This window comes from Lentzea jiangxiensis (assembly GCF_900104175.1).
Taxonomy (GTDB): Bacteria; Actinomycetota; Actinomycetes; order Mycobacteriales; family Pseudonocardiaceae; genus Lentzea; species Lentzea jiangxiensis.
In genome coordinates this window covers 99,911-122,866 of sequence record NZ_FNIX01000006.1, presented here as the reverse complement: position 1 = coordinate 122,866, position 22,956 = coordinate 99,911, and the positions used below count along the sequence as shown (strand labels likewise).

The window sequence follows — 22,956 nt, the reverse complement described above, 5'->3', positions numbered from 1 at the left end:
GTCACTGTCCCTTGTACTTCGCCGCGACCTTCTCGGCGAGACCCTGTCCGTTGTTCAGCGCGTCGTCCACCGAGGTCGCACCCGCGATCGCCGAGCTGATCTGCTGCGACACCTGCGTGCCCAGGTCGGTGAACTCGGGGATGCCGACGAACTGGATGCCGGGCGCCGGGCGCTCCTGCACACCGGGGTTCAGCGGCTTCGCGCTCTTGATCGCGGCCTCGGCCATCGCGGAGAAGCTGCCGGAGGACTGCTTGTACTCGGGACGCTGGTAGGTCGACGCGCGCTTGCCGTCCGGGAGCTTCGACCAGCCGAGGTTCTTGCCGACGAGCTCCTCGTAGCCCTTGCCCGACGCCCAGGAGATGAACTTCCAGGCGTTCTCCTGCTTCTTCGACGCCTTCTGGATGCCGAACGCCCAGGTGTAGAGCCAGCCGGAGCTGTCGGTCTTCACGACCGGCGCCTGGGTGAAGCCGAGCTTGCCCTTGACCGGCGAGTCGTTCGCCTCCAGCAGGCCCGCGGCGACCGTGGCGTCGTACCACATCGCGACCTTGCCCTGCGTCATGTTGTTGAGGCACTCGGCGAAGCCGGCCTGCGGGGCGCCGTTCTCGCCGTGGTTGCGGACGAGGTCGACGTAGAACTTGGTGGCCTCCTTGAACTCCGGCGCGTTGACCTGCGCCTGCCAGTCCTTGGTGAACCACGTGCCGCCGAAGGTGTTCACGACCGTCGTGAGGGGCGCCATGACCTGGCCCCAGCCCGGCTGGCCGCGCAGGCAGATGCCGCGGACCTCGGGAGTGGCGACCTTCGCGGCGGCCTCGGCGACCTGCTGCCAGGTCGGCTTGTCGGGCAGCGTGACGCCCTTGGCCTCGAAGATGTCCTTGCGGTACATGAGGAACGACGACTCGCCGTAGAACGGCTGCGCGTAGACCTTGCCGTCCGCGGCGGTCAGCGACTGGCGGATCGGCTCCAGGATGTCGGCCTGGTCGAACGCGCTGTCCTTCGCGACGAAGTCGTCCATCGGCGCCAGCCAGCCGTTCTTGGCGAACATCGGCGTCTCGTAGTTGGAGATCGTCGCCACGTCGTACTGGCCGGCCTGGCTGGAGAAGTCCTGGCTGATCTTGTCGCGGACGTCGTTCTCGGGCAGCACGGTGAAGTTCACCTTGATGCCGGTGTCCTTGGTGAAGTTGTCGGCGGTGAGCTTCTGCAGGTCCTGCATCTGCGGGTTGTTCACCATCAGCACGTTCACCGAGTTCTCACCGCCACCCCCGCCGCCTGCTCCGGAGCAGGCGGAAGCCAGCAGCAACACCGCGGTAGCGGCTCCGAGTGTGCGAATCGACGACATCGTCGGTTCCTTTCCAGGGTTTTCGGGCGCGCTGAAGAAGGGGGATGGAGCGCCCGAAGGGGTGAGGGCAGGTCAGGCTCTGATGACCTTGGGGCCTAGCAGGGTGTAGCGGTGGGCCTCGTGGGCGCTGAGGCCGCTGTCGGTGACGACCGCCTCCAGGTCGGAGACCTCGGCGAACCGGTGGAAGCTGGAGACGCCGAACTTCGTGTGCGTCCCGACGAAGATCTTGCGCCGGGACGAGCTGAGCGCCTTGGCCTTGACCGCGCCGACCGCCGGGTCGGGTGTGGTCAGGCCGTGCTCGCGGGAGATGCCGTTGGCCCCGATGTAGGCGAGGTCGATGACCATCTCGCCGAGCATCCTGGTGGTCCAGTGGTCCACTGTGGCCAGTGTGTGACCCCGGACGCGCCCGCCCAGCAGCAGGACGGTGCACGACGGGTGCTCGGACATCGCCGCCGCGGTCGGCAGCGACGCGGTGATGATCGTGAGCGGGTTGGTGGTCGGCAGCGCCTCCGCGACGAGCTGCGGCGTGTAGCCCTCGTCGATGAAGACGGTCTCGGCGTCGTCGAGCCGTTCGGCGGCCGCCTTCGCGATGCGGCGCTTCTCCGGGACGTGCGAGCCGGCCCGGAACCTCAGGCCGGTCTCGAAGCCGGCGCTCTCGACCGGAACGCCGCCGCCGTGCGTGCGGCGGACCAGGCCGTGCTCGTCGAGCACGCGCAGGTCGCGCCGGACCGTCTCGGGCGCGACGCGCAGTTCCTGCGCCATCTCCACCACGTCGACGCGGCCGTCGGCGCGGGCCCTGGCCAGGATGCGACGTTTGCGTTCCTCGGCTCGCATTTCACCTGCCCACTCGGCTATCGGTATGCCCGTTCGGGCTGTGCATAGATGAAACACCCTGGTAACACTGTGGTCGCTACCACAACTGGGTGCAATCCTGCCCGATTTTTGCCCGCTTGGTCCCAGGTGAGACCGCGTTCACACAGTTCGGCCAGACTGGGCACGCCCGAAATGGCCCCCGGGCCTGCCCGAATGGTCTCCAGATGGGCCGCCGAACTCGGTGGAACCGGGCGGACCGGGACGAAGTCCAACCAGGACGGACGAGGGGACGAGGCGCATGAGGTGGATCGCTGGGCCGGTCGCCCTGGTGGTCTTGTGGCTCGGGGTGTGGCTGGGCCTGACCGGCTTCACGCGGTTCGACCCGGTCGCGGGGACGAACACCAGGCCGGTCGCGGACCGGGGTGTCGCCCGCGTGACCGACTGCACGAGCAGGGGACCGGTCAGCAGGCACGGCTTCGGCACCTGGTGGATCTGCCGGGCCGACGTCGAGTGGGAGGACGGGACCACGGCGCGGGTGACGGCCGAGCCGGGCCAGCTCACGCCGTCCGACGAGGGCGCCGAGGTGCCCGTCGTGCAGCGGGGTGAGGGGAAGGTCCGGGGCGGCTCCGGTAATGCGCCGGTGTACCGCGCCGATTACGAGCCGAGCGTCGTGCTCGGCATCGGATCGGTGCTCGGGGGTCTGGCGGCAGGTGGGATCGGGGCGCTGGCCGTGGTGGGAGCGGCCGCTTCCCGGCGCAAGAAGGCACAGGAGAGGGACTACTAGATGAACCCGGCAGGGGCTGACCCCGACGCGATGATGCGTCAGTGGAACGCGCAGATCCAGGCCAAGCTCCGGCAGGCCGACGAGATGAAGCAGGTCGCGAACGCGGTCAGGGTGACGCAGCGTTCCTCCGACGGCTCGGTGTCCGTCACGGTCGACCAGAACGGTGTCGTCTCGGCGCTGGACCTGACCGACGCGGCGCTGCGCAAACAGCCCGCGCAGCTGTCCGCCGAGATCCTCGGCGTGATGCGCACCGCCCAGGCGCAGATCGCGTCCCGGATGCAGGAGGCCATGGCGCCGATCATCGGCGACGACTCCGCGACCATGGGCGCGCTGATGGGCGGGTACCAGGAGCGCTTCCCCGAGCCCCCGCCCGGGGAACCGGTCGCGCCGCCGCGTCCCACCGGTCCCGCTGACGACGACGACTTCGGCGGGCACAACTTCGCCCGCGACGACAAGGGGTGGTGAGGCGCATGACCGCGCCGGGGTTCAACGTCCAGACGCAGGCGATGCGCGAGCACGCCAGGCGGCTCGACGGCATCGTGAGGCAGATCGAGACGGCCCAGCAGGCCATCGGGCAGGCGCGGATCAACGGCGCCAACGCGTACGGCATCCTCTGCAGCCCGCTGCTGGAGCCGATCATGGGCACCATCGAGGCCGCCGGCACCGCTGCCGTCACCACCGCGCACGGTGTCGTCAACGCCACTGTGGACGGTGTCAACGGGATGGCCGACACCTACGACACCGTCGACCAGGCGCTCGGCGGCAACTTCGAGAAGATCGTCGAAAAGCTCGGGGAGCTGACGTCATGACCGCACCGAACCCGCTGGTGGCCGCCGCCCCGGAGGCTCCGGGCGCGCTCGCCGGCCTCAACCTCGTCGAGCCGGCGGCGGACGCGGTCTCCGCCGTCCAGCGCGGTGACTGGGCCGAGGCGGGCATCAACGTCCTCGGCGCGGGCATCGACGCGCTGGGCTTCCTGGCCGACCCGTTCGGCACGCTGCTGTCGTCGGCGTTCGCGTGGTTCATCGAGCACGTCGAGCCGTTGAAGTCGATGCTGGACTCGCTGGCGGGCAACCCCGGCGTGATCAACCAGAACGCCGCGACCTGGGGCAACGTCGCCGATCACCTCAAGAGGGCCGGCGAGGACATGGCGCGGGTGGTCGAGAACGACACCAGCGCGTGGCAGGGTGCCGCGGTCACCGCCTACAGCGCGGTCGCCAAGGCGGAGGCGACCGGCGTGAAGGCGGCCGGTCTCGCCGCCGAGGGCGTCGGTGCCGCGCTGACCGGTGCGGGCGTCGCCGTCGCCACGGTGCGGACGATCGTGCGCGACCTGATCTCGATGGCGATGAGCGAGCTGGTGCAGGCGCTGATCAGGTGGGCGGCGGCCGCGCTGCTCACGGTCGGGCTCGCGACGCCGGGCATCGTCGCCGACGGCATCCGGCTGGTCATGAAGTGGGCCAAGAAGGTCTCGGACTGGCTCGACAAGGTGATCACGACCATCCGCAACCTGTCGAAGGTCGTCGACAAGATCTTCGAGATCCTGGAGAAGTGCAAGACCGGTCTGCAGGCGATCATGCCGAAGGCCGCGGCGGACGCCGTCGTCGACACGACGGCCATCGGCGTCGTGAAGAACCTGCCGACCGAGGCCGCGAAGGCCGACGACTCGCCCTACGCGACGAGGTGAAGCTCCGGGGGTGGCTTCCCGGCCACCCCCGGTCCCTTCACCCGAGCCAGGCCGCGGCGTCGGGCGGCAACTGGCCGCCGGTGAGCGGAACGCTGGACAACACCGGCACGGCGGGGAGTTCCACCGGCTCCTCCGACAGGTTGACGACGCAGGTGTGGCCGCCCCGTTTGAACGCCAGCACGTCCTCGCCGAGGTCGAGCCACTCGAGGTCGCCGCTGATGCCGCGGCGCCGCGCGAACACCTCGCGGTACAGGCTGAGCATCGAGTCGGGGTCGTCGGTCTGGGCCTCGACCGAGAACCGCTGCCAGCTCTCGGGCTGCGGCAGCCAGCTCGGACCGTCTTCCGAGGACCAGGGGAGAGGCACGCGGCAGCCGTCGCGGCCCCGGTCGGTGAAGCCGGAGCGGTGCCACACCGGGTCCTCGCGCAGCTCGTCCGGCAGGTCCTCGACCTCCCAGAGACCGAGTTCCTCACCCTGGTAGACGTAGACGCCACCGGGCAGCGCGGCCGTGAGCATGATCGCCGCCCGCGCCCGGCGCGTGCCCAGTTCGAAGTCGGTGGGGGCGCCGTGCTGCCTGTCCGCGAACGAGAAACCCGTCTTCTCACGGCCGTAACGGGTCACGTGCCGCGTGACGTCGTGGTTGGAGAGCACCCAGGTCGGCGGTGCGCCAACGGGTTCGTGCGCCGCCAGCGTGCTGTCGACGACCTTCCTGAGCTCCCGGGCGTTCCAGGGGCAGCAGAGGAAGTCGAAGTTGAACGCGCTGTGCATCTCGTCCTGGCGGAGGTAGCGGGCGAACCGCTCCGGGTCCGGCAGCCACATCTCGCCGACCAGGATGCGATCGCCGTCGTAGGAGTCGACGATCCGGCGCCACCGCCGGTAGATCTCGTGCACGCCGTCCTGGTCGGAGTAGGGCAGGTCCGCGTCGGGCTTGCCGAAGTCCTTCACCAGGCCGTCGGCCACGTCGACGCGGAAGCCGTCGACGCCGCGGTCGAGCCAGAACCGCAGGATGTCGTCGAACTCGTCGTGGACGACCGGGTTCTCCCAGTTGAAGTCCGGCTGCTCGGCGGCGTAGAGGTGCAGGTACCAGCGGCCGTCCTCCAGCCTGCTCCACGCCGGGCCGCCGAAGCGCGACTGCCAGTCGTTCGGGATCTCCTCGCCCTCGCGGATGTGGAAGCGGTCCCACAGGCCGTCCTTGAACCACGGGTGCTGGTCGCTGCAGTGGTTCGGGACGAGGTCGATGATGATCCGGATGCCGAGCCCGTGCGCGTCCGCGATGAGCTTCTCGGCGTCGGCGAGCGACCCGAACACCGGCTCGATGTCGCGGTAGTCGGCCACGTCGTAGCCGCCGTCGGCCAGCGGGCTCGGGTACCAGGGGTTGAGCCAGATCGCGTCGAAGCCGAGGCTAGCGATGTGCTGGAGCCTGGCGCGCAGGCCCGCGATGTCGCCGATGCCGTCACCGTTGCCGTCCGCGAAGCTGCGCAGGTAGACCTGGTAGATGGATGCGTTGCGCCACCAACTCATCTGGTGTCCTTTCAGCCTTTTACGCCGCCCGCGGTGAGCCCCGCGAGGATGTGCCGCTGGAACGCCAGGAACAGCGCCACCATCGGCAGGCTCGCCAGCACGAGGCCCGCGAGCAGGAGGTTGATCGGGGTGTCCGGCGCGAAGCGTTGCAGCGCGACGCTGAGCGTCTGCCTCGCCGGGTCGGGGAACACGAGCAACGGCCAGATGAAGTCCTTCCACGCCGCCACGACCGCGAAGATCGAGACGACGGCGAGGATGGGCCGGGAGATCGGCAGGACGACCCTGACCAGGGTCGTCCACGTGCCCGCGCCGTCGATCCTGGCCGCCTCCAGCAGTTCCTCGGGGATCTGGTCGAAGAACCGCTTGAGCAGGTAGACGTTCAGCGCGTTGGCTGCGGCCGGCAGCCAGATGCCCGCCGGGTTGTTGAGCAGGTCGAGGTCGGTGAGCGTGAGGTACACCGGCACCAGCACGGCCGTCGACGGCAGCATCAGCGTCGCCAGCATCAGGCCCAGGACGACGTTGCCGAACATCGGCCGGAGCTTGCTGAGCGCGTAGGCCGCGGGGACGATCACGGCCATCTGCACCGCCCACGCGCCGATCGCGACGACGAAGGTGTTGAGGAAGAACCGGCCGAGGTCCATGTAGTTCCAGGCGTCGGCGTACGCGCCCGGCTCCCACGTCTCCGGCAGGATCGTCGGTGGCTGCCGCGCCAGCTCCCCCGGCGGTTTGAAGGCGCCGAGCAGCACCCAGACCAGCGGGAGCAGGAACGCGGCGGTGAACAGGACCAGCGTGCCGGCGAGGACCACCCAGTAGAGCGGGCCGTTGTTCTTCGTGAGCGTCCTCATCCGTCGGCCTTCTTCGTGATCAGGAGGTAGAGGAAGGAGAAGACGCCCAGCACCGCGAAGAGGATGAGGCTCAGCGCGCTCGCGGTGCCGAAGTCGTTGTAGTAGAAGGCGTAGCGGTACAGCAGGAGCAGCACCGTGACCGTCGACTCCTCCGGGCCGCCGCCGGTCATGATGAACGGCTCGGTGAAGATCTGCATGGTCGCCACGACCTGCAGCAGCAGGAGCATGAGGATCACGAACTTGGTCTGCGGGATCGTGACGTGCCAGACCTTCCTGGCCAGGCTCGCGCCGTCCAGGTCCGCCGCCTCGTACAGCTCACCGGGGATGGTCTGCAGCGCGGCCAGGTAGATGAGCGTCGCCGAGCCCATGTTCGCCCAGGTGATCACCAGGACCAGGCTGATCATGCTGGTGTCCGCGGAGTCCAGCCACTGGGGCGCGGGAAGGCCGAGTCCTCTGAGGACGGAGTTGAACAGCCCCGGCCCCGGGTCGTAGAACCACTTCCACAGCAGGGCCGTGACCACCGGCGGCAACATGACCGGCAGGTAGACCAGCAACCGGAAGTAGCCCTTGGCGTGCCGCAGCTCGTTGAGCACCACGGCCGTCAGGAACGGGACCCCGAACCCGATGAGCAGGGCGAGGACCGTGAAGTAGGAGGTGTTGCGCCACGCCACCGCGAACAGCGGGTCCGCGAAGAGCCGCTCGAAGTTCTCCCAGCCCACCCAGTCGGGGCTCGTGACGAAGTTGACCTGCTGGAAGCTCAGGACCACCCCGCGCGCGATCGGATACCAGGAGAAGACCGCGAAGACGACCAGCGCGGCACTCAGGAAGCCGTACGCGGTGACGTGGCGCCGCACTCACTTCACCTGCGCCAGGACGGCGTTGACCTTGGTCTCCGCGTCCTCGAGCAGTGCCGCGTGGTCCGCGTCCCTGTTCGTGAGCGCCGCCTGCACGACGCTGTCGAGGATCGCGTAGACCTGCTGCGCCTGCGGCGGTTCGAGCGAGCCCTTGGTCTTCTCCGAACCGTCCACGTAGGCCTGGAAGTTCTGCACCGGCATGGTGGCGTACCTGGCCTTCAGCTCTTCCTGCTTCTTGCGCGGCTCACCGGTCCAGATGTCGGCGATCGGCGGGATGGGCAGGCCGACGGGCTGACCGCGGTCCTTGTACTTCCGCAGGTTGCCCTCGAGGCGGTCCGGGTTCAGGTACTTCCACTGGATCCACTTCAGGCCGGCCTTGATCTTCTCCGGCGACGCCTTGGGGTTGATCATGTACCCCTCGCCGCCGAGCAGGGTGCCCTTCTGCCCCGGGATCGCGGCCAGGCCGTAGTCGTCGTACCTGCCCTTGAACTGGTTGACGATCGCGGCGACGTTGTCCGGCGCGGCCAGGTACATGCCGAGCTGCCCGGCACCCATCATGTTCTGCACGTCGCCGATCTCCAAGAGCTGCTTCTCGCCCATGGAACCGTCGTCCCAGCGCATCTCCTTGAGCCTGCGCAGGACCTCTTTGCCCTTGTCGTTGTTGAAGTCGGCCACGTACCTGTCGCCGTCCTTGCGGGCGATGTCACCGCCGACGGACTTCATCCAGGTCGTGAAGTGCCAGCCGCCCTGGTTGCTCTTGCTGTACTCCGCGAACCCGGTGACGCCCGCGTCCTTGAGCTTCCTGGCCGCCTGCCGGACCTCGTCCCACGTCTTCGGCGGTGAGTTCGGGTCGAGCCCCGCCTTGGTGAAGTTGGTGCGGCTGTAGAGCAGGCCCATCGTGTAGTTGGCGGTGGGCAGCCCGTAGACCTTGCCGTCGACCGTGAAGACGTCCTTGAGCTCCTGCTTGAGGTCGCCGTAGTGCGGCACGTCCTTGACGTAGGCCGTCAGGTCAGCGGCCTGCCTGCGCGCGATGAGCGCCGCGGGATCGGTGAAGTAGACGTAGAAGACGTCCTCCAGCTGCCCGCCGGCGAGCTTGGCGGAGAACGTCTTCGGGTCCATGAACCCCTCGTGCGGCACGAGGTCGATGTCCGGGTTCGCGTTCTCGAACTCCGCGACGTCCTCGTCGAAGACCTTGCGGTCGAACGCCTGCGTCTGCGGCGGCTGACCGTTGACGTTGATCTGGACCTTGCCGCCGGGCTCGGTCGTGGAACCGCTCCCACAACCGACTGAGCTGAGGGCCAGGACACCGCCAATCAGCACGGCAGCGGACTTCTTCATGGTGGGGCCGCCCTTCTCGCGAGCGCGTCGATGTGACGGCGACCATAAGACGCCGTTACATCTGAACGCAATATCTAGACGAAAACTCGCAAGAAGACGACTGCGCGCGCTACCGAGCTGGAGCGGTCGACGCCCTCACCACCAACTCGGGCTCGAAGAGCAACTCGTCCGGCGCCACGGCGTTGCCGGAGATCTGGTTCGCCAGCAGCTCCACAGCCGCCCGCCCCATCGCCTCGATGGGCTGACGAACGGTGGTGAGAGGCGGATCAGTGCAGGTCATGAAGGCGGAGTCGTCGTACCCGATGATCGACACGTCCTTGGGCACGTCCAGCCCAGCCCGCCTGACGGCCCTTATCGCGCCCAGCGCCAACGGGTCGCTGGCGCAGATGATCGCCGTGACCCCGCGCTGCACCAGCTTCGTGGCCGCCGCCTGCCCGCCCTCCAGGCTGAACATGGCGTGCTCGACATCGGCCCCGCCGCTCTTGGTGAGGGCCTCGAGCTTCCGCTGACTCGGCACGTGGTCCGGCGGCCCCAGCACGGCCCCGATCCTCCTGTGCCCCAGCGACGTGAGATGCCCGTACGCCTGCTCGACCGCCACCGCGTCATCACACGACACCCGCGGGAACGCCAGGTCGTCTATGGCGGCGTTGACCAGTACCGCAGGCAGTTTCCGGGACATCATCTGCTGGTAGTGACCGTGACTCGCGTCTTTCTGCGCGTACAACCCGCCGGCGAACACGATCCCACTGACGTGCTGCTCGAGCAGCAGCTCCAGGTACTCGGCCTCCGTCACCCCGCCAGCTGTCCTGGTGCACAACACGGGCGTGAAACCCCTTTGCGCCAATGCGTTGCCGACCACGTCCGCGAACGCGGGGAAGATCGGGTTCTGCAACTCGGGCAGCACGAGCCCCACCAGCCGCGCCCGTTCACCCCGGAGCTGCGTCGGCCGCTCGTATCCCAGCACGTCAAGTGCTGTGAGCACAGCGCTGCGCGTGGCGTCCGAGACCCCCGGCTTGCCGTTCAGCACCCGGCTGACAGTGGCCTCGCTGACCCCGACCTTGGCCGCGACCTCGGCCAGCCTCCGTTGCGTCATGGCGCAAGTGTACGCAATTTCTTGCGTCCGTTTGCGTGAGGCAGACCGAAAGGGTGACGGAGGTGCCGCTCACGCGCAGCGCTGCCTGATCTGGATGACCTTTCAATCCGACGCCTCGACAAGGCCGCAGCCGTTCCCGGGAGTTCCGCCGTTTCCCGGATCGCCTGAGCGACACGGCAATGCTGTGGTCCCGGTCGACTGGTTCCGGCACATGCCGAACGGCGGCACCGTCACTGCCGCGCCTCCCGCCACATCAGAGCCACCCCGTGCCCGGGGAGCAGCCACGACCGCACGGTGAGGTCGTCCAGGTCGTCCGCCTTCAGCCACTGCCCGGTCACCGTGTTGGAGCGGAACAGGAAAGGCATGATGGAGAACTCGTGCCTGGGGGAGTGGTCGACCGTGAGGCCCCGTGCCTCGAAGCAGATCTGTTCCACGTAGGACGGATAAGGCGCCTGCCAGTAGCAGAAGCCCTCGTTGGTCCGCTGCAACATCCGTGACGTGATCGTCAGTCCGCGGATCGCGCTCACCAGGTGGTCTTCGGCGATTCCGCTGAGGTCGCACTCGAAGATGCGCAGATCCCCCAGATGGCTGTGCGGGCTCCGCTTCGGCTGGGTGCTCGTGGACTCGCGGAAGAAGGTCAGGTAGTTCGGCCACTCGTCGAACTTCACCTCGAGCAGCGGGATCTGGCTCGGTGCGGCGGAACGGCTCACGCCGTCGTGGTCGATGTAGTCGATGGCGATCTTCGTCGAGTGCAGGACGTCGTCGACCGAATCGAGGAACAGCGACGGGTCGGTGATGTAGTAGAGCTCGAAGAGCGGGTAGCGGCAGGCGGCGCTGATCGTGTCCCGCAGCAGCACGTCGCTGGTGGCGAAGATGACGAACCGGTCGACCGGGACGCTGTGCCGGAACTGGTAGCTCTGCGTCGTGATCAGGTGGTAGGTCTTGGCGTTGATGCCCTGGAGCTCCAGCTTCACCGTCGTGTTGGTGCTGATCGTGAGGTCTTTGCCGTGGGGGCGCAGACCTTCGCCTCCCAGCACGCCGGAGACGACGTCCTGGTTCGCTTCGTGCGAGCCGTAGATCGAGGAGAGGAACGTCCGCAGCACGTCGTTCGGCAGCAGGTGTTCGACGATGCCCGGACCTGAGATCTGGCTCAGCTCGCTGACCAGCCGGCGGTGCAGGAACAGCTCGTAGGCGAGGAGCAGGAAGCCGGCCAGCGCGGGCAACGGCCAGAACACGACGAGAACGTCGTGCAGGAGGCTGCGGGTCTCCGGTTGCCACAGGAACGCCACCGCCAGGTCCGCGGCTGCCAGGACGAGCAACGCGATCGCGACAGCCAGCGCTTGTTTGTGCCTGCGCGCCGCCACCACTCGCCGCCCGCCCCCTCACTCCGCCTTCGTCCACACATGGTGGGAGTGGCCGGGGGACGAGCGCCAGAGCCTTTCGGTGCACGCCGTATCAGCGCGACTTGCCCCAGATCGGGTTGTCCGACACCCCTACGTACGTGCCGAGAGTCGCCCTTGGTGTCGTGTCGTCAGCTGCCACGTCGTCGTACAGACCCAGCAGATGCGTGGTCATCGCGCTTTTCGCGCCCACTTCGTCGTGCCGGCGCAGGAACCAGACGATCTGGTCGTGTTCGTTGGCGGAACGGATGTGCACCTCACGAGAAGGGTGCGCGTGCCGCTTGCAGTCCTGCAGGCCGGGTACGAGTACCTGGTACATCTGCTCGAGGAGCTCGTTGTGGCTGGCCCGGATCAGCGCCGAGTGGAACTCCTCGTCCGACTCCAGGACCTCTTGGACGTCGTCGACGGGCGCGCGCTGGTAGCGCAGGTTCAGCTTGGCCAGTTCGTCCAGTTCACCGTCCCCCGCCCGCACCGCGGCCAGACTGGTGGCCGTGGTCTCGAGGGCGATCCGCACTTCCAGCAGGTCCGACTGGGAGAACTGGCGGGCCGCGAGCCGGCCTTCCAGGTGTTCCTCCACGGCGGCCAGGTCGGTGCGGCGCACGAACCAGCCCAGGCCCCGTCGCACCTCGACGATGCCCTGGAGCTGGAGTCGCTGCAGAGCCGTGCGCAGGGACGACCGCGCGACGTCGAGCTTGCGGGCCAGCTCCGGTTCGGTCGGGAGGCGGTCTCCCGCGTTGAGGGTGCCACCGATGATCTGCTCGCGGAGCTTCTGCTCGATCAGTTCCGGCAGAGGCCGTCGCGAATCCGGTGAGAGCGCCCAGCTCTCACCGAGATGCGTGTCGTCGGCGGACATCGGTCCAGCTTAGGCCTGTCGCAGTCGGGTGGCAACTTGTCTGGCAACCAGTCGACGGTTGACAGACAACCTACAAGACGAGACCCTGGGCACAGGGGAGACGCCCAGGACCGCCCACTCCTGGGAGCCCACGCTCGCCTGGTCGGGAGGTAACGAGATGTCTGCAGGGAGTGCACTCGGAATAGCAGCCGCCGTAGCAGTCGCCGTCACCGCTATCGGTTGGCGCACCGTGCTCACGATGATCGCCGTCTCGGTCATCGCGCTCGCCGTTGTCGGCTTCGTGAACGTCACCAGCATCATGTTCGGATGAGGAAGACCAGCCGGAAGCCGGTGCCCCGGTCCGCGTCGCTCGACGCGAGCCGGGGCACCGGCCTTGGTGCGACCTCCCGATGTGTTGCGCGCATCACGATGTGCCGTACGCTTCGCGCGTTCAGGGGCGCGCCGCACGTGCAGGGGTGTCCCTGACTTCTTTTCGTCGGGGACGTCGGCACGGGATCTGTCAGTACGGAGTCTCGGTGGTTGGTTCGCCTGTTGCGAGCACGCATGCGCTGCATGCCGCGATCGCACCCGCGGCCGCGCTGATCGATGAGCGACGCGCGCTCTACCGGCTCGCGATCGATCTGTTCGCGCCCGGTGCCGAGTTGTCGGACAACCTCGTCGACCATCCGATCGTCCGCTACGAGATCGGCCGCGTGCTCGCCGGGCAGGGCCACCTCGATCTGGAGCGGCTGGCTGGGGCCGCGGCTGTGCGTGTGCGCGACGTCGGCGTCGCTGTGGTGTCCGACCCTGCCGCGGCTTCGTTGATCGAAGCGCCGTTGCGCATCGTGGCACCACCTGGCGTCTGTCCGGAGCCGCTCACCGAGTCGGACGGAGCGAGGTTCGGCGACGCTCTGGAGATCGTTGCCGAGGGGGTTCGGCTGTTCCGCGAGATCGCTCCGCAAATGGCGGACGACCTGCTTGCGCACGTGTCGATGCTTGCCTTGCTCAAGCGGGAGACGTCAGGCGGCGTCGTCTCGGCGTCGTCGCGCTACGTGCCTGGAATCGTGCTCATCGACGAACCGTCGACTCCGCTCGAAGTCGCGGAGGCGCTGGTCCACGAGGGGGCGCACGAAAAGTTCTTCGACTTGGCGATTGTGAAAGAATTCGTTGACGCCAGGGCGGAAGACGTCGATTTTTTCGAGAACTCGTGGTCGCACGCTCGATGGCCACTGGAACAGACCTTCGCGGCATGGCACGCCTACACCTGCCTCGCGCAGTTCAGCACGTCCGCCGGCACCGAACCGCCCGGGCCTCACTCGCTGCTCCCGGTCGCCCGCGCGCGGGCGACCGAGATCGGTGATTGGTTGCTGGAGCACGAAGAAGTCCTGCTCTCCGACTCGCGCCGGCTGCTTCACGGCCTCCACGGTTCACCCGCTGGAGCCGTGATGCGGCGATCCGAAGTGGACTGTGCCACCCTTTGCGACGAGACCCTTGATGACGGCCACTTCCGCCTCCATCCAGACGTACGCATCCGGCGTGCGTCCACCGGACGCGCGGTTGTCGGCCGTGCCACCCAGCCACCCGGCATCTTTTGGCTCGATTCCGACGCGAGCTGGGTTGTAGGCCAACTCAACGACGAAACCCCAACATCGGTTGAGCTCCTCCTGTCACAGGCGTGCGAGGAATGGCAGACCATCTCGGATCTCGCATTGCGGCGCTTGAGAACCACGATCGGTTCGCTGGCGTCGTGGTCCCTCATCGAGCCAGCACAGACATCCGAGAAGGAATGATGACCACCCCGAACGAACCACTTCGCCGGCCGCAGCCTCCGCACAGCGCAGGCGCCTCGCTTCCTCCTCTTCCGACCGGGGCCGGCCCGGTGATCGGCCAGCCCGTGAGCTCCGTGGACTGGTTCCGGCGGATGCCGACCGGCGGTGGCACCGTGTTCCTGCGTCCTGCCGAGGCCGAGCAGAACGATTGAGCGCCTCGTTGTTGTTCCGACCCGAAAGGGCCGCCACGGCGGCCCTTTCGGCGTTCGGTCGTTCAGGATTCAACTTCACGGACGCATAACAACTCGGCCACAAGGGTGTAGTTGACCGTCATCTAGGCCGATCGGGCGACGTCGATCGTCTTAGATCGCCGAATCCGCCTACCCCCACGGAGTAATGACGATGCGCCTGACGCCCCTGAGAAGATCCGGCCTGGCCGGTGCCGCCGCAGTGGCCGCCGTGGCCACCCTCACGCTGGTCGCCACCGCGTCCGCCCGGCCTGACCAGCCGGCCCCCGGCTCTGGCGACGACCGCGCGGTCGCGTACGCGGGCAACGTCGACATCAACCACGACGACGCCTGCGCCGTCGGTGGCCTGACCGGCACCCCGATCGCGCCCGGCAAGTTCACCTTCACGGGTGGCGTGGGCAAGCAGGACCTCGACATCACCGCCGGCCCCGAGGGCGTGAAGGTCACCGGCATCGTGGTGAAGGGCGCCGACGCCTACAACGTCTACCTCGCCGGCAAGCTCGGGCCGCTGCCGTGGAACGACCTGCGGTCGCCGCTGAAGAACGACAAGGTCCCGGACATCAGCCACTGGTACGGCTGCGGTGTCAAGGACACGACGACCACCACCACTACGACCACGACGACGGCCACCACCACGACGGTCTCGACGGTCACCCACTCCTCGTCGCCCAGCTCCAGCACGAGCTCGACGACGACCACGACCACTTCCGGTGCGGTCACGCCCACGACGACCACGACGGTCGCGCCCGTGCCCGTCGCCAGCGAGGACGACCTGGCCAGCACCGGCTTCGGGTCCGCGTGGCTGCTCGGGCTCGGTGCCGCGCTCGTGGCCGCCGGTGCCGCCGTGCTGTTCGTGATGCGCAGGCGTCGCGCCTAGGAGCTGTGCCGGACGTGGAAGCGCACGTCTGAAGGGGCCGCCCGCCGCCGTGGATCTCCACGGTGCGTTGGGCGGCCTTTTCGTTTGGGGTTACACCTCACGGAGCAATAACAACTCGGCCACGAGGGGCGCTGTTGATCGTCACCTAACCCGTTCGGGGGACGTCGATCGTCTTGGATCGCGGCATCCGCCGACCCCCACGGAGTGACCGATGCGTGTGACGCCTCTGAGACGTTCCGGCCTGCTCGCCTCGGTCGCCTTGGCCGCTGCGGCCTCGCTGGTGCTCGCGACCAGCGCGTCCGCGGACGAGGTGACCACGGACGACCCGCGCGCGCAGCCGTTCTTCCAGTTCATCGACGTCAACCACCCCGACGCCTGCGCCGTGGGCGGGCTGAGCGGGAACGTGGTCCTGCCCGGCGAGTTCGGCTACACCGGCGGCGACAACCAGAAGCACCTGAACATCACCGGGTTGCCCGAGGACGTGGAGGTCACGGGCATGCTCGTGAAGGCGGGGGACGTCTTCAACGTCTACCTGGCCGACGAGCTCGGAGACGCGCTGCCGTGGAACGAGCTGCGCGCTCCGGTCGTCGACGGCGGAACCCTTCCGGAGATCGGCCAGTGGTTCGGGTGCGGTGTCGCTGTCGAACAGCCGCCCACCGGCACCACGACCACGACCACCACCACGACCACCACCACGTCCGAGCCGACCGTGACTCACTCGTCGACGCCGACTTCTACTTCGCGCTCCGAGCCGACCACGTCGTCTTCTTCCGCTGAGGCGGCGCCCACGACGACCACCGTCGCGCCCGTGCCGGTCGCCGAGGTGCGGGACCTCGCCGCCACCGGCTTCGGGTCCGCGTGGCTGCTCGGGTGCGGTGCCGCGCTCGTGGCCGCCGGTGCCGCTGTGCTGTTCGTGATGCGCAGGCGTCGCGCCTAAGACCACTGGACGAGCACGCCCCAGAGCGTGCCGAACATGGTTCGTGTCTTCACGTGGAACTCCACGTCTGCAAGAGCCGCTCCGCCGCCGTACAGCTCTACGGCGCGTGGGGCGGCTTCTTCGGTCGTGGAGCAGGCCATGTCCCAGGCGACCGGTCCGAGCCAGGCGTCCTCGAAGTCGTTCCAGACGGGGCCGGACGGGGTGAGCAGCAGGTTCCCGGGGTGGGCGTCGCCGTGGAGGGGCTGGACGTCGCGGTGGTGCTCGGTCCAGCGGGCCGCCAGCGAGTCGTGCCACGCGCGGAACCTGTCGAGGTCCGGCACGCCACAACAGGCCAGGTAGGCCAGGACGTTGTCCACGTCGTCCAGGGGACCTCGGGTGGGCAACACGCCTTCGTAGTGCCTCAGTTCGGCGTGCAGGTCCGGTAGGAGCTTGAGGACGTCCTCGCGCGGTAGCCGGGCACCGGACTCGTGCGGGACATACGTGCTGAACGACATCACGAAGCCCTCGAACGTGTGGGGTCCTGCGGGCAGGTCGCCGGACGGTGTCACGACCGGCACGCCGCGAGCCGCCAGGAACGCCGAGATCGACAGGTCTCGCGCGAAGTGGTCGGCAACGGAAGGCCTGATCAGGGCTGTGCGTGCGGCTACACGGGCCACGACCGGGGCCGGGCGCAGGTGCACGAGGACGTTGCTGCCCCGCTTCAGCACGACGGGGTCGGAGGAGACCACGTCGTGTGAGGCCGCCAACGAGACCGCGGCTGACAGAGCGTCCACGGGCAGAAGGCTGGCATCAGCCCTGTGGGAGGAGCGACTCCATTTCCGCGATCTCCTTCTCCTGGTGGCTGACGACGTCCTGGGCGAGCTTGCGCGTCTCCGGGTCGGTGCCGGCCGTCAGGTGCTTGCGGGCCATCTCCACGGCGCCGCGGTGGTGCTGGATCATCAGCGAGAGCCACTGGCGGTCGAACTCGGTGCCCTCGAGGTCGGCGAGGTTGCCCAGGTCGACCACGCCGTGCGACTCCGAGTGGCCGTGCGACGTGTGCGAGGACGCCTCGACCGGCGCGTTCCAGGTCCGCAACCAGCCGTTCATCCGGTCGATCTCGGGCTTCTGGGCGGCGGAGATGCGCTTCGCCAGGTCGGCGAGGCGGGGGTTGTCGGTGCGGTCGCCGACGAGGCCGCTCATCTCCAGCGCCTGCTCGTGGTGCGGGACCATGCCCTGCGCGAACGCGACGTCCGCGGAGTTGTGCGTGGCGGGGGTGCCACAGGCGGCCAGCGACAGGACAGAAGCGACAGCGAGCATTCGGAGCACGGCGGCAGAATACGTGTGACCTGCGCTACTCCGCTGGCCATCGGCTCCGGCCCACCCGAATGGAGCTGATCGGCTGCGTCTAATATCCCGGGGAGTTTCCCGAACGACTGGTCCCACCAAGGCCTGGAGGCACCGTGACGGCCGTAGCCCCGCAGCCGATCGCAACGCGTCCTTATCCGACGCGCACTGCGGTCAAGGGGTCCTTCCTGCTGCGGATGTTCCGCACCACGGACCACAAGCAAATCGGCATCATGTACCTGGTCACCTCGTTCGCCTTCTTCATGGTCGGCGGCGCGATGGCCATGCTGATCCGAACCGAGCTTGCCCGGCCTGGCATGCAGTTCCTGAGCCAGGAGCAGTACAACCAGCTCTTCACGATGCACGGCACCGTGATGCTGCTGCTGTACGCGACGCCGATCGTCTTCGGCTTCGCGAACTTCATCCTGCCGCTGCAGATCGGCTCGCCCGACGTGGCGTTCCCGCGGCTCAACGCCTTCTCGTACTGGCTGTACCTGTTCGGCGGCCTGATCGTGATGGCGGGCTTCATCACCCCCGGTGGTGCGGCTGACTTCGGCTGGTTCGCGTACACGCCGCTCAGCAACGCCATCCACTCGCCGGGTGTCGGCGCCGACCTGTGGATCTCCGGCCTGGCGGTCGGTGGTCTCGGCACCATCCTCGGCGCGGTGAACATGATCACCACCGTGGTCTGCCTGCGCGCGCCCGGCATGACGATGTTCCGGATGCCGATCTTCACCTGGAACATCCTGGTGACGTCGGTGCTGGTGCTGCTCGCGTTCCCGATCCTCACCGCCGCGCTGCTCGGCCTGCTGGCCGACCGCCACCTCGGTGCCCACGTGTTCGACCCCGCCAACGGCGGCGTGATCCTGTGGCAGCACCTGTTCTGGTTCTTCGGCCATCCCGAGGTCTACATCGTCGCGCTGCCGTTCTTCGGCATCGTGTCGGAGATCTTCCCGGTGTTCAGCCGCAAGCCGATCTTCGGCTACAACGGCCTGGTCTACGCGACCCTGGGCATCGCGGCCCTGTCCGTCGCCGTGTGGGCGCACCACATGTACGCGACCGGCGCCGTGCTGCTGCCGTTCTTCGCCTTCATGACGTTCCTCATCGCGGTCCCGACCGGTGTGAAGTTCTTCAACTGGATCGGCACGATGTGGAAGGGCCAGCTGACGTTCGAGACGCCCATGCTGTTCAGCATCGGCTTCATCGTCACGTTCCTCTTCGGTGGTCTGTCCGGCATCCTGCTGGCCGCGCCCGCGATCGACTTCCACGTGTCCGACACGTACTTCGTCGTCGCGCACTTCCACTACGTGCTCTACGGCACGATCGTGTTCGCGACCTTCGCCGGCATCTACTTCTGGTTCCCGAAGATCACCGGCCGGTTCCTCGACGAGCCGCTGGGCAAGCTGCACTTCTGGACGACGTTCCTCGGCTTCCACGCGACCTTCCTCGTCCAGCACTGGCTGGGCAACGAGGGCATGCCGCGCCGGTACGCCGACTACCTCGCGTCCGACGGCTTCACGACGCTGAACATGGTCTCGACGATCGGCGCCTACCTGCTGGGTGCCTCGACGCTGCCGTTCATCTGGAACATCTTCCGCAGCTACCGCTTCGGCGAGGTCACGACGGTGGACGACCCGTGGGGCTACGGCAACTCGCTCGAGTGGGCGACGTCGTCCCCGCCGCCGCGGCACAACTTCACCGAGCTGCCCCGGATCCGTTCGGAGCGCCCGGCGTTCGAGCTGCACTACCCGCACATGATCGAGCGGATCCGCAACGAGGGCCACGTGACCTTCACCGGCAAGACGATCCCGCACGAGCAGGCGCCGCCGGCGCTGTCGGAGATGGCCGCATCGGCGATCAAGTCGGGCACCGCCTCCGAGAAGGACGATTCCGAGCACGACAAGTAACCTGCTCTTCACAGGTTCAACGACGAGCCCCGGCTGCTTCGCGCGGCCGGGGCTCGCCGCGTCTTACGAGGAGACGACGACGTGAAAACGCCCGTGCTCATCACCGTGACCGGACCCGACAAGCCCGGTGTCTCCTCCGTGCTCTTCGCCGTGCTGACCAGGCACGGCGTCGAGGTGCTGGACGTGGAGCAGGTCGTCATCAGGGGCCGGCTGGTGCTCGGCGCGCTGGTCTCGACCGACCACGACCCGGAGGGCCTGCAGGAGTCGGTCGAGCAGGCCATGGCCACCGTCTCGATGCAGGTGGAGATCGAGATCGGCGCCGACTCGAAGCGCAGCGCGCGCCTGGAGTCCTCGCACGTGCTGATCGTGCTGGGCCGCCCGGTCACGGCGAAGGCGTTCACCGAGGTCGCGCGCCGGCTCGCGTCGCTCGGCGTGAACATCGACGCCATCCGCGGCGTCGCCGACTACCCCGTCACGGGCCTCGAGCTGCGCGTCTCGGTCGCCGACGACACGCTGGAGAGCGACGCCGAGCTGCGGTCCGCGCTCGCCGACGTGTCGGTGCGGGTGGGCCTCGACGTCGCCGTGGAACGCGCCGGGCTGACCCGCCGCGCCAAGCGCCTGGTCGTCTTCGACGTCGACTCCACGCTCATCCAGGGCGAGGTGATCGAGATGCTGGCCGCGCACGTCGGGTGCGAGGAGCAGGTGCGCGAGATCACCGAGGCCGCGATGCGCGGTGAGCTCGACTTCGCCGAGTCGCTGCGCCGGAGGGTCGCGCTGCTGGAGGGCCTCGACGAGAAGGTGCTGGACGAGGTCGGGGCGTCACTGGAGCTCACGGCCGGTGCGCGCACGACGATCCGCACGCTGAAGCGACTCGGGTTCTTCTGCGGGGTCGTGTCCGGCGGGTTCACGAAGGTGATCACGGGCCTCGCCGACGAGCTGCAGCTCGACTTCTGCGCCGCGAACACGCTCGAGGTCGTGGACGGCAAGCTGACCGGCAAGGTCGTCGGCGAGATCGTCGACAGGCCGGGCAAGGCGGTCGCGCTGCGCCGGTTCGCCGAGGAGGTGGGCGTGTCGCTCGCCCAGTGCGTCGCGGTCGGCGACGGCGCGAACGACATCGACATGCTCAACGCGGCGGGCCTCGGCATCGCGTTCAACGCCAAGCCGGCGTTGCGCGAGGTGGCGGACACCGCGTTGTCGCACCCGTTCCTCGACGCGGTGCTGTTCATCCTCGGCGTCACGCGGGCCGAGGTGGAGGCCGCGGACGCCGCGGACGGCCTGGAGCTGACCCGGCTGTGATGATCCTCGACCTGATCGCCTCCCGGAACTACGCCGAGGAGTCCGAAGTCCGCGCGATGCCGATGGTGCTGCGCATCGAACGCGTCGACCCGCCGTCCAGGACGGCGCTGCTGGAAGCCGCGGCCGCTTCGGCGGTCGCGGTGTGCCTCGACCCCCGTGCCGACGTGGGCGGGGAGTGGCACGAGGCCGTTCGCGCCTGGGTGGCCGGGCGCATCCGCAAGGTGTCGCGGCGGGCCCGTGGTGTGCAGTGGGAGGCCGTGCAGGACCTGCCCGGCGTGACGATCACCGTGGACGGGGCGTCGGTGCGGTCGCTGCTGCCCGTGCTGGTGTCCGAGACGCCCCGCGAGGTCGCCAAGCTGCAGATCTCGGGCTCCGACCTGCCCGTGGACGAGCCGGGGGAGGTGCCGGAGGGCGCCCGGCTGCTGTACGTGAACCCGCGCGTCGAGATGTCCGCGGGCAAGCTCGCCGCCCAGGTCGGGCACGCGTCGATGCTGCTGGCCCCGCGGCTGTCCGAGACCGAGCTCAAGGCGTGGGCGGACCTGGACTACCGCTGCGCCGTGCGCACGCCGTCCCCGGCCGAGTGGGACGTGCTGATCGGCCGCGACGACGTCGTGGCGGTGAGGGACGCGGGGTTCACGGAGGTCGAACCCGGTACAACCACGGTGCTCGCTGTTTAGAAGCGCCTGAATCGGGTAAATCCGCGTCTCGTGGGCCTACTCGACGTTCTCGACGCCCGGCTCGGCGACGGGCTGGAGAATCTGCTGTGCTCCCATCACACGCGAAGACTGCGGCGGCTGGGGTGGGGCGACGTGCTCGAAGGCGACGGCGCGGGGTGGTTCACCCCGCGCCGTCCGGTGCAGCACGGCAACAACATCGAGGTCCTGGTGGACGGGGCCAACGCGTTTCCCGTCATCGCGAAGGCGATCGAGGGTGCGCAGAAGTACGTCCACATCGCGAACTGGCACGCGTCACCCGACTTCCGGCTGACCCGTGAACCGGGGGCGCCGCAGCTGCGCGAACTGCTGTCGGCCGCCGCGGAACGGGTGCCGGTGCGGGTGCTGCTGTGGGCGGGTCCGCCCATGCCGTTCTTCGAACCGACGCGGAAGCGCGCTCTGGCGGCGCAGAAGGCGTTCCTGGAATGCGGTGCGGTCCGCTGTGAGCTCGACGCGCGCGAACGCACCCTGCACTGCCACCACGAGAAGATCGTGATCGTCGACGACGTGGCGTTCGTCGGAGGCCTCGACATGACCGCGGTGGAGGGCGACCGCCACGACTCGCCGGACCACCCGCCGCGCGACCTCGGCTGGCACGACCACATCGCGCGTCTCGAAGGTCCCGTCGTGGCCGAGGTGGCCGCGCACTTCGCCGCGCGCTGGCTGGAGATCGCGGGGGAGACCCTGCCCGCGCCGGAGGTGCCGCCGGAGGCCGGGTCCTCGTCGGTGCAGCTGGTCCGCACGATCCCGGAGAAGACCTACGACTTCTCCCCGCACGGCGACTTCAGCCTGCTCGACTCGTACCTGCGGGCGCTGCGGGCGGCGGAGTCGTTCGTGTACGTGGAGAACCAGTTCCTGTGGTCTCCCGAGATCACCGAGGTGCTGCTGGAGAAGCTGAGCAACCCGCCCTCACCGGACTTCCGGCTGGTGCTGGTGTTGCCGCAGAAGCCGAGCAACGGCGCCGACACCACGCGCGGGCAGCTCGGCCGGATGCTCGACGCCGATCCCGGCAAGCACGTCGTGGCCGCAACCCTCGTCTCCCACGGTGACGCGCCCGTCTACGTGCACGCGAAGCTGTGCATCGTGGACGACAAGTGGATGTCCGTCGGCTCCGCGAACCTCAACGAGCACTCGCTGTTCAACGACACCGAGGTCAACGTCGTGACTGACGACGTTGACGTCGTGCGGGCGACGCGGCTCAAGCTGTGGGCGGAGCACCTGCACGGCCTCGAGGGCGACGTCTCCGGTCCCGTGCACGAGGTCGTGGACGGGATGTGGCGCCCGGCTCTGGAGCGTCCGGCGCGGGTGACGTCGCTGCCCGGCGTGTCCCGCCGTGCCGGAAGATTGCAGGGACCGTTGCGCGGATTGCTGGTCGACGGCTGACCTGCGGG

At 68.4% G+C, this 22,956-nt stretch carries 23 protein-coding genes; 12 read left to right on the top strand and 11 right to left on the bottom strand.

Annotated features, from left to right (window positions below; translation table 11 throughout):
* Position 1: 1 nt before the first annotated feature.
* Together BLQ91_RS19650 and BLQ91_RS19645 are read right to left on the bottom strand one after the other, a co-directional pair.
* Complete coding sequence (locus BLQ91_RS19650; protein ID WP_090098413.1) at positions 2-1,336, bottom strand: ABC transporter substrate-binding protein; 1,335 nt, start codon at positions 1,334-1,336, stop codon at positions 2-4.
* Positions 1,337-1,408: 72 nt separating this feature from the next.
* A complete protein-coding gene (locus BLQ91_RS19645; protein WP_090098411.1) occupies positions 1,409-2,170 on the bottom strand; it encodes a DeoR/GlpR family DNA-binding transcription regulator in 762 nt (253 codons plus the stop codon).
* Between the two features lie 277 nt (positions 2,171-2,447).
* Here BLQ91_RS19645 and BLQ91_RS19640 point away from each other — a divergent pair, with 277 nt between their 5' ends.
* The 4 genes from BLQ91_RS19640 to BLQ91_RS19625 are packed head-to-tail and all read left to right on the top strand — an operon-like array spanning position 2,448 to position 4,614.
* Positions 2,448-2,933 carry a DUF6346 domain-containing protein gene (locus tag BLQ91_RS19640; protein ID WP_090098409.1) on the top strand — a complete coding sequence of 162 codons (486 nt, stop codon included), beginning with the start codon at positions 2,448-2,450 and terminating at the stop codon, positions 2,931-2,933.
* Positions 2,934-3,398: a YbaB/EbfC family nucleoid-associated protein gene (locus tag BLQ91_RS19635; protein ID WP_090098407.1), complete on the top strand. Its 465-nt coding sequence runs from the start codon at positions 2,934-2,936 to the stop codon at positions 3,396-3,398. It begins immediately after the preceding gene.
* A gap of 5 nt (positions 3,399-3,403) precedes the next feature.
* The gene (locus tag BLQ91_RS19630) at positions 3,404-3,742 is read left to right on the top strand and encodes a type VII secretion target (RefSeq protein WP_090098405.1); all 339 of its coding nucleotides are present in this window, start codon (positions 3,404-3,406) and stop codon (positions 3,740-3,742) included.
* Positions 3,739-4,614 (top strand): WXG100 family type VII secretion target, encoded by an 876-nt coding sequence (locus BLQ91_RS19625; protein WP_090098404.1) that lies wholly within the window; start codon positions 3,739-3,741, stop codon positions 4,612-4,614. Before BLQ91_RS19630 ends, BLQ91_RS19625 begins: the two co-directional genes overlap by 4 nt.
* 37 nt (positions 4,615-4,651) lie before the next feature.
* Here BLQ91_RS19625 and BLQ91_RS19620 read toward each other — a convergent pair whose 3' ends face one another.
* From BLQ91_RS19620 to BLQ91_RS19590, 7 genes are all read right to left on the bottom strand, one after another.
* Entirely contained in the window at positions 4,652-6,133 is a 1,482-nt protein-coding gene (locus BLQ91_RS19620) for a glycoside hydrolase family 13 protein (protein ID WP_090098402.1), read from the bottom strand.
* 11 nt (positions 6,134-6,144) lie between these two features.
* On the bottom strand, positions 6,145-6,978 hold the full coding sequence (locus BLQ91_RS19615; protein WP_090098400.1) for a carbohydrate ABC transporter permease: 834 nt from the start codon (positions 6,976-6,978) through the stop codon (positions 6,145-6,147).
* Positions 6,975-7,832: a carbohydrate ABC transporter permease gene (locus BLQ91_RS19610; protein ID WP_090098398.1), complete on the bottom strand. Its 858-nt coding sequence runs from the start codon at positions 7,830-7,832 to the stop codon at positions 6,975-6,977. Before BLQ91_RS19610 ends, BLQ91_RS19615 begins: the two co-directional genes overlap by 4 nt.
* Complete coding sequence (locus BLQ91_RS19605; RefSeq protein ID WP_090098396.1) at positions 7,833-9,170, bottom strand: ABC transporter substrate-binding protein; 1,338 nt, start codon at positions 9,168-9,170, stop codon at positions 7,833-7,835.
* 109 nt (positions 9,171-9,279) lie between these two features.
* A complete protein-coding gene (locus BLQ91_RS19600) occupies positions 9,280-10,263 on the bottom strand; it encodes a LacI family DNA-binding transcriptional regulator (protein WP_090098394.1) in 984 nt (327 codons plus the stop codon).
* 230 nt (positions 10,264-10,493) lie between these two features.
* The gene (locus tag BLQ91_RS19595; RefSeq protein ID WP_245733680.1) at positions 10,494-11,627 is read right to left on the bottom strand and encodes a hypothetical protein; all 1,134 of its coding nucleotides are present in this window, start codon (positions 11,625-11,627) and stop codon (positions 10,494-10,496) included.
* A 91-nt stretch (positions 11,628-11,718) separates the two neighbouring features.
* Positions 11,719-12,516 carry a FadR/GntR family transcriptional regulator gene (locus BLQ91_RS19590; RefSeq protein WP_090098392.1) on the bottom strand — a complete coding sequence of 266 codons (798 nt, stop codon included), beginning with the start codon at positions 12,514-12,516 and terminating at the stop codon, positions 11,719-11,721.
* A gap of 157 nt (positions 12,517-12,673) precedes the next feature.
* On the opposite strand from BLQ91_RS19590, the gene BLQ91_RS41415 reads away from it, so the two are divergent.
* The 4 genes from BLQ91_RS41415 (at position 12,674) to BLQ91_RS19575 (ending at position 16,326) form a co-directional block, all read left to right on the top strand.
* On the top strand, positions 12,674-12,826 hold the full coding sequence (locus tag BLQ91_RS41415; RefSeq protein WP_176959833.1) for a hypothetical protein: 153 nt from the start codon (positions 12,674-12,676) through the stop codon (positions 12,824-12,826).
* Positions 12,827-13,031: 205 nt separating this feature from the next.
* Entirely contained in the window at positions 13,032-14,285 is a 1,254-nt protein-coding gene (locus BLQ91_RS19585; RefSeq protein WP_176959832.1) for an aKG-HExxH-type peptide beta-hydroxylase, read from the top strand.
* Between the two features lie 381 nt (positions 14,286-14,666).
* Complete coding sequence (locus BLQ91_RS19580; RefSeq protein ID WP_176959831.1) at positions 14,667-15,389, top strand: LPXTG cell wall anchor domain-containing protein; 723 nt, start codon at positions 14,667-14,669, stop codon at positions 15,387-15,389.
* Positions 15,390-15,600: 211 nt separating this feature from the next.
* Positions 15,601-16,326 carry a hypothetical protein gene (locus tag BLQ91_RS19575; protein ID WP_143022721.1) on the top strand — a complete coding sequence of 242 codons (726 nt, stop codon included), beginning with the start codon at positions 15,601-15,603 and terminating at the stop codon, positions 16,324-16,326.
* On the opposite strand, the gene BLQ91_RS19570 is transcribed toward BLQ91_RS19575, so the two are convergent.
* Positions 16,323-17,099 (bottom strand): phosphotransferase, encoded by a 777-nt coding sequence (locus tag BLQ91_RS19570; RefSeq protein WP_176959830.1) that lies wholly within the window; start codon positions 17,097-17,099, stop codon positions 16,323-16,325. The genes BLQ91_RS19575 and BLQ91_RS19570 overlap by 4 nt on opposite strands.
* 16 nt (positions 17,100-17,115) lie before the next feature.
* On the bottom strand, positions 17,116-17,622 hold the full coding sequence (locus BLQ91_RS19565; protein ID WP_090098382.1) for a DUF305 domain-containing protein: 507 nt from the start codon (positions 17,620-17,622) through the stop codon (positions 17,116-17,118).
* Between the two features lie 143 nt (positions 17,623-17,765).
* On the opposite strand from BLQ91_RS19565, the gene ctaD reads away from it, so the two are divergent.
* The 4 genes from ctaD (at position 17,766) to BLQ91_RS19545 (ending at position 22,948) form a co-directional block, all read left to right on the top strand.
* Positions 17,766-19,556 (top strand): aa3-type cytochrome oxidase subunit I, encoded by a 1,791-nt coding sequence (gene ctaD / locus BLQ91_RS19560; protein ID WP_090098380.1) that lies wholly within the window; start codon positions 17,766-17,768, stop codon positions 19,554-19,556.
* Between the two features lie 81 nt (positions 19,557-19,637).
* Positions 19,638-20,852 (top strand): phosphoserine phosphatase SerB, encoded by a 1,215-nt coding sequence (serB, locus tag BLQ91_RS19555; RefSeq protein ID WP_090098378.1) that lies wholly within the window; start codon positions 19,638-19,640, stop codon positions 20,850-20,852.
* Positions 20,852-21,529, top strand: a complete 678-nt coding sequence (locus BLQ91_RS19550) for a peptidyl-tRNA hydrolase (protein WP_090098678.1) — start codon at positions 20,852-20,854, stop codon at positions 21,527-21,529. The genes serB and BLQ91_RS19550 overlap by 1 nt, the downstream gene beginning before the upstream one ends.
* A gap of 30 nt (positions 21,530-21,559) precedes the next feature.
* A complete protein-coding gene (locus tag BLQ91_RS19545) occupies positions 21,560-22,948 on the top strand; it encodes a phospholipase D-like domain-containing protein (protein ID WP_090098376.1) in 1,389 nt (462 codons plus the stop codon).
* The last annotated feature ends 8 nt before the right edge of the window (positions 22,949-22,956 follow it).

Bases quoted from the DNA above. Each gene is read 5' to 3' on its own strand.
- BLQ91_RS19615 (WP_090098400.1), bottom strand. From the start codon at position 6,978: ATGAGGACGCTCACGAAGAACAACGGCCCGCTCTACTGGGTGGTCCTC.
- BLQ91_RS19580 (WP_176959831.1), top strand. From the start codon at position 14,667: ATGCGCCTGACGCCCCTGAGAAGATCCGGCCTGGCCGGTGCCGCCGCA.
- BLQ91_RS19625 (WP_090098404.1), top strand. From the start codon at position 3,739: ATGACCGCACCGAACCCGCTGGTGGCCGCCGCCCCGGAGGCTCCGGGC.
- BLQ91_RS19645 (WP_090098411.1), bottom strand. From the start codon at position 2,170: ATGCGAGCCGAGGAACGCAAACGTCGCATCCTGGCCAGGGCCCGCGCC.
- BLQ91_RS19575 (WP_143022721.1), top strand. From the start codon at position 15,601: ATGCGTGTGACGCCTCTGAGACGTTCCGGCCTGCTCGCCTCGGTCGCC.
- BLQ91_RS19550 (WP_090098678.1), top strand. From the start codon at position 20,852: ATGATCCTCGACCTGATCGCCTCCCGGAACTACGCCGAGGAGTCCGAA.
- BLQ91_RS19565 (WP_090098382.1), bottom strand. From the start codon at position 17,622: ATGCTCGCTGTCGCTTCTGTCCTGTCGCTGGCCGCCTGTGGCACCCCC.
- BLQ91_RS19635 (WP_090098407.1), top strand. From the start codon at position 2,934: ATGAACCCGGCAGGGGCTGACCCCGACGCGATGATGCGTCAGTGGAAC.
- BLQ91_RS19590 (WP_090098392.1), bottom strand. From the start codon at position 12,516: ATGTCCGCCGACGACACGCATCTCGGTGAGAGCTGGGCGCTCTCACCG.
- BLQ91_RS19620 (WP_090098402.1), bottom strand. From the start codon at position 6,133: ATGAGTTGGTGGCGCAACGCATCCATCTACCAGGTCTACCTGCGCAGC.
- BLQ91_RS19650 (WP_090098413.1), bottom strand. From the start codon at position 1,336: ATGTCGTCGATTCGCACACTCGGAGCCGCTACCGCGGTGTTGCTGCTG.
- BLQ91_RS41415 (WP_176959833.1), top strand. From the start codon at position 12,674: ATGTCTGCAGGGAGTGCACTCGGAATAGCAGCCGCCGTAGCAGTCGCC.
- BLQ91_RS19640 (WP_090098409.1), top strand. From the start codon at position 2,448: ATGAGGTGGATCGCTGGGCCGGTCGCCCTGGTGGTCTTGTGGCTCGGG.
- BLQ91_RS19600 (WP_090098394.1), bottom strand. From the start codon at position 10,263: ATGACGCAACGGAGGCTGGCCGAGGTCGCGGCCAAGGTCGGGGTCAGC.
- BLQ91_RS19630 (WP_090098405.1), top strand. From the start codon at position 3,404: ATGACCGCGCCGGGGTTCAACGTCCAGACGCAGGCGATGCGCGAGCAC.
- BLQ91_RS19605 (WP_090098396.1), bottom strand. From the start codon at position 9,170: ATGAAGAAGTCCGCTGCCGTGCTGATTGGCGGTGTCCTGGCCCTCAGC.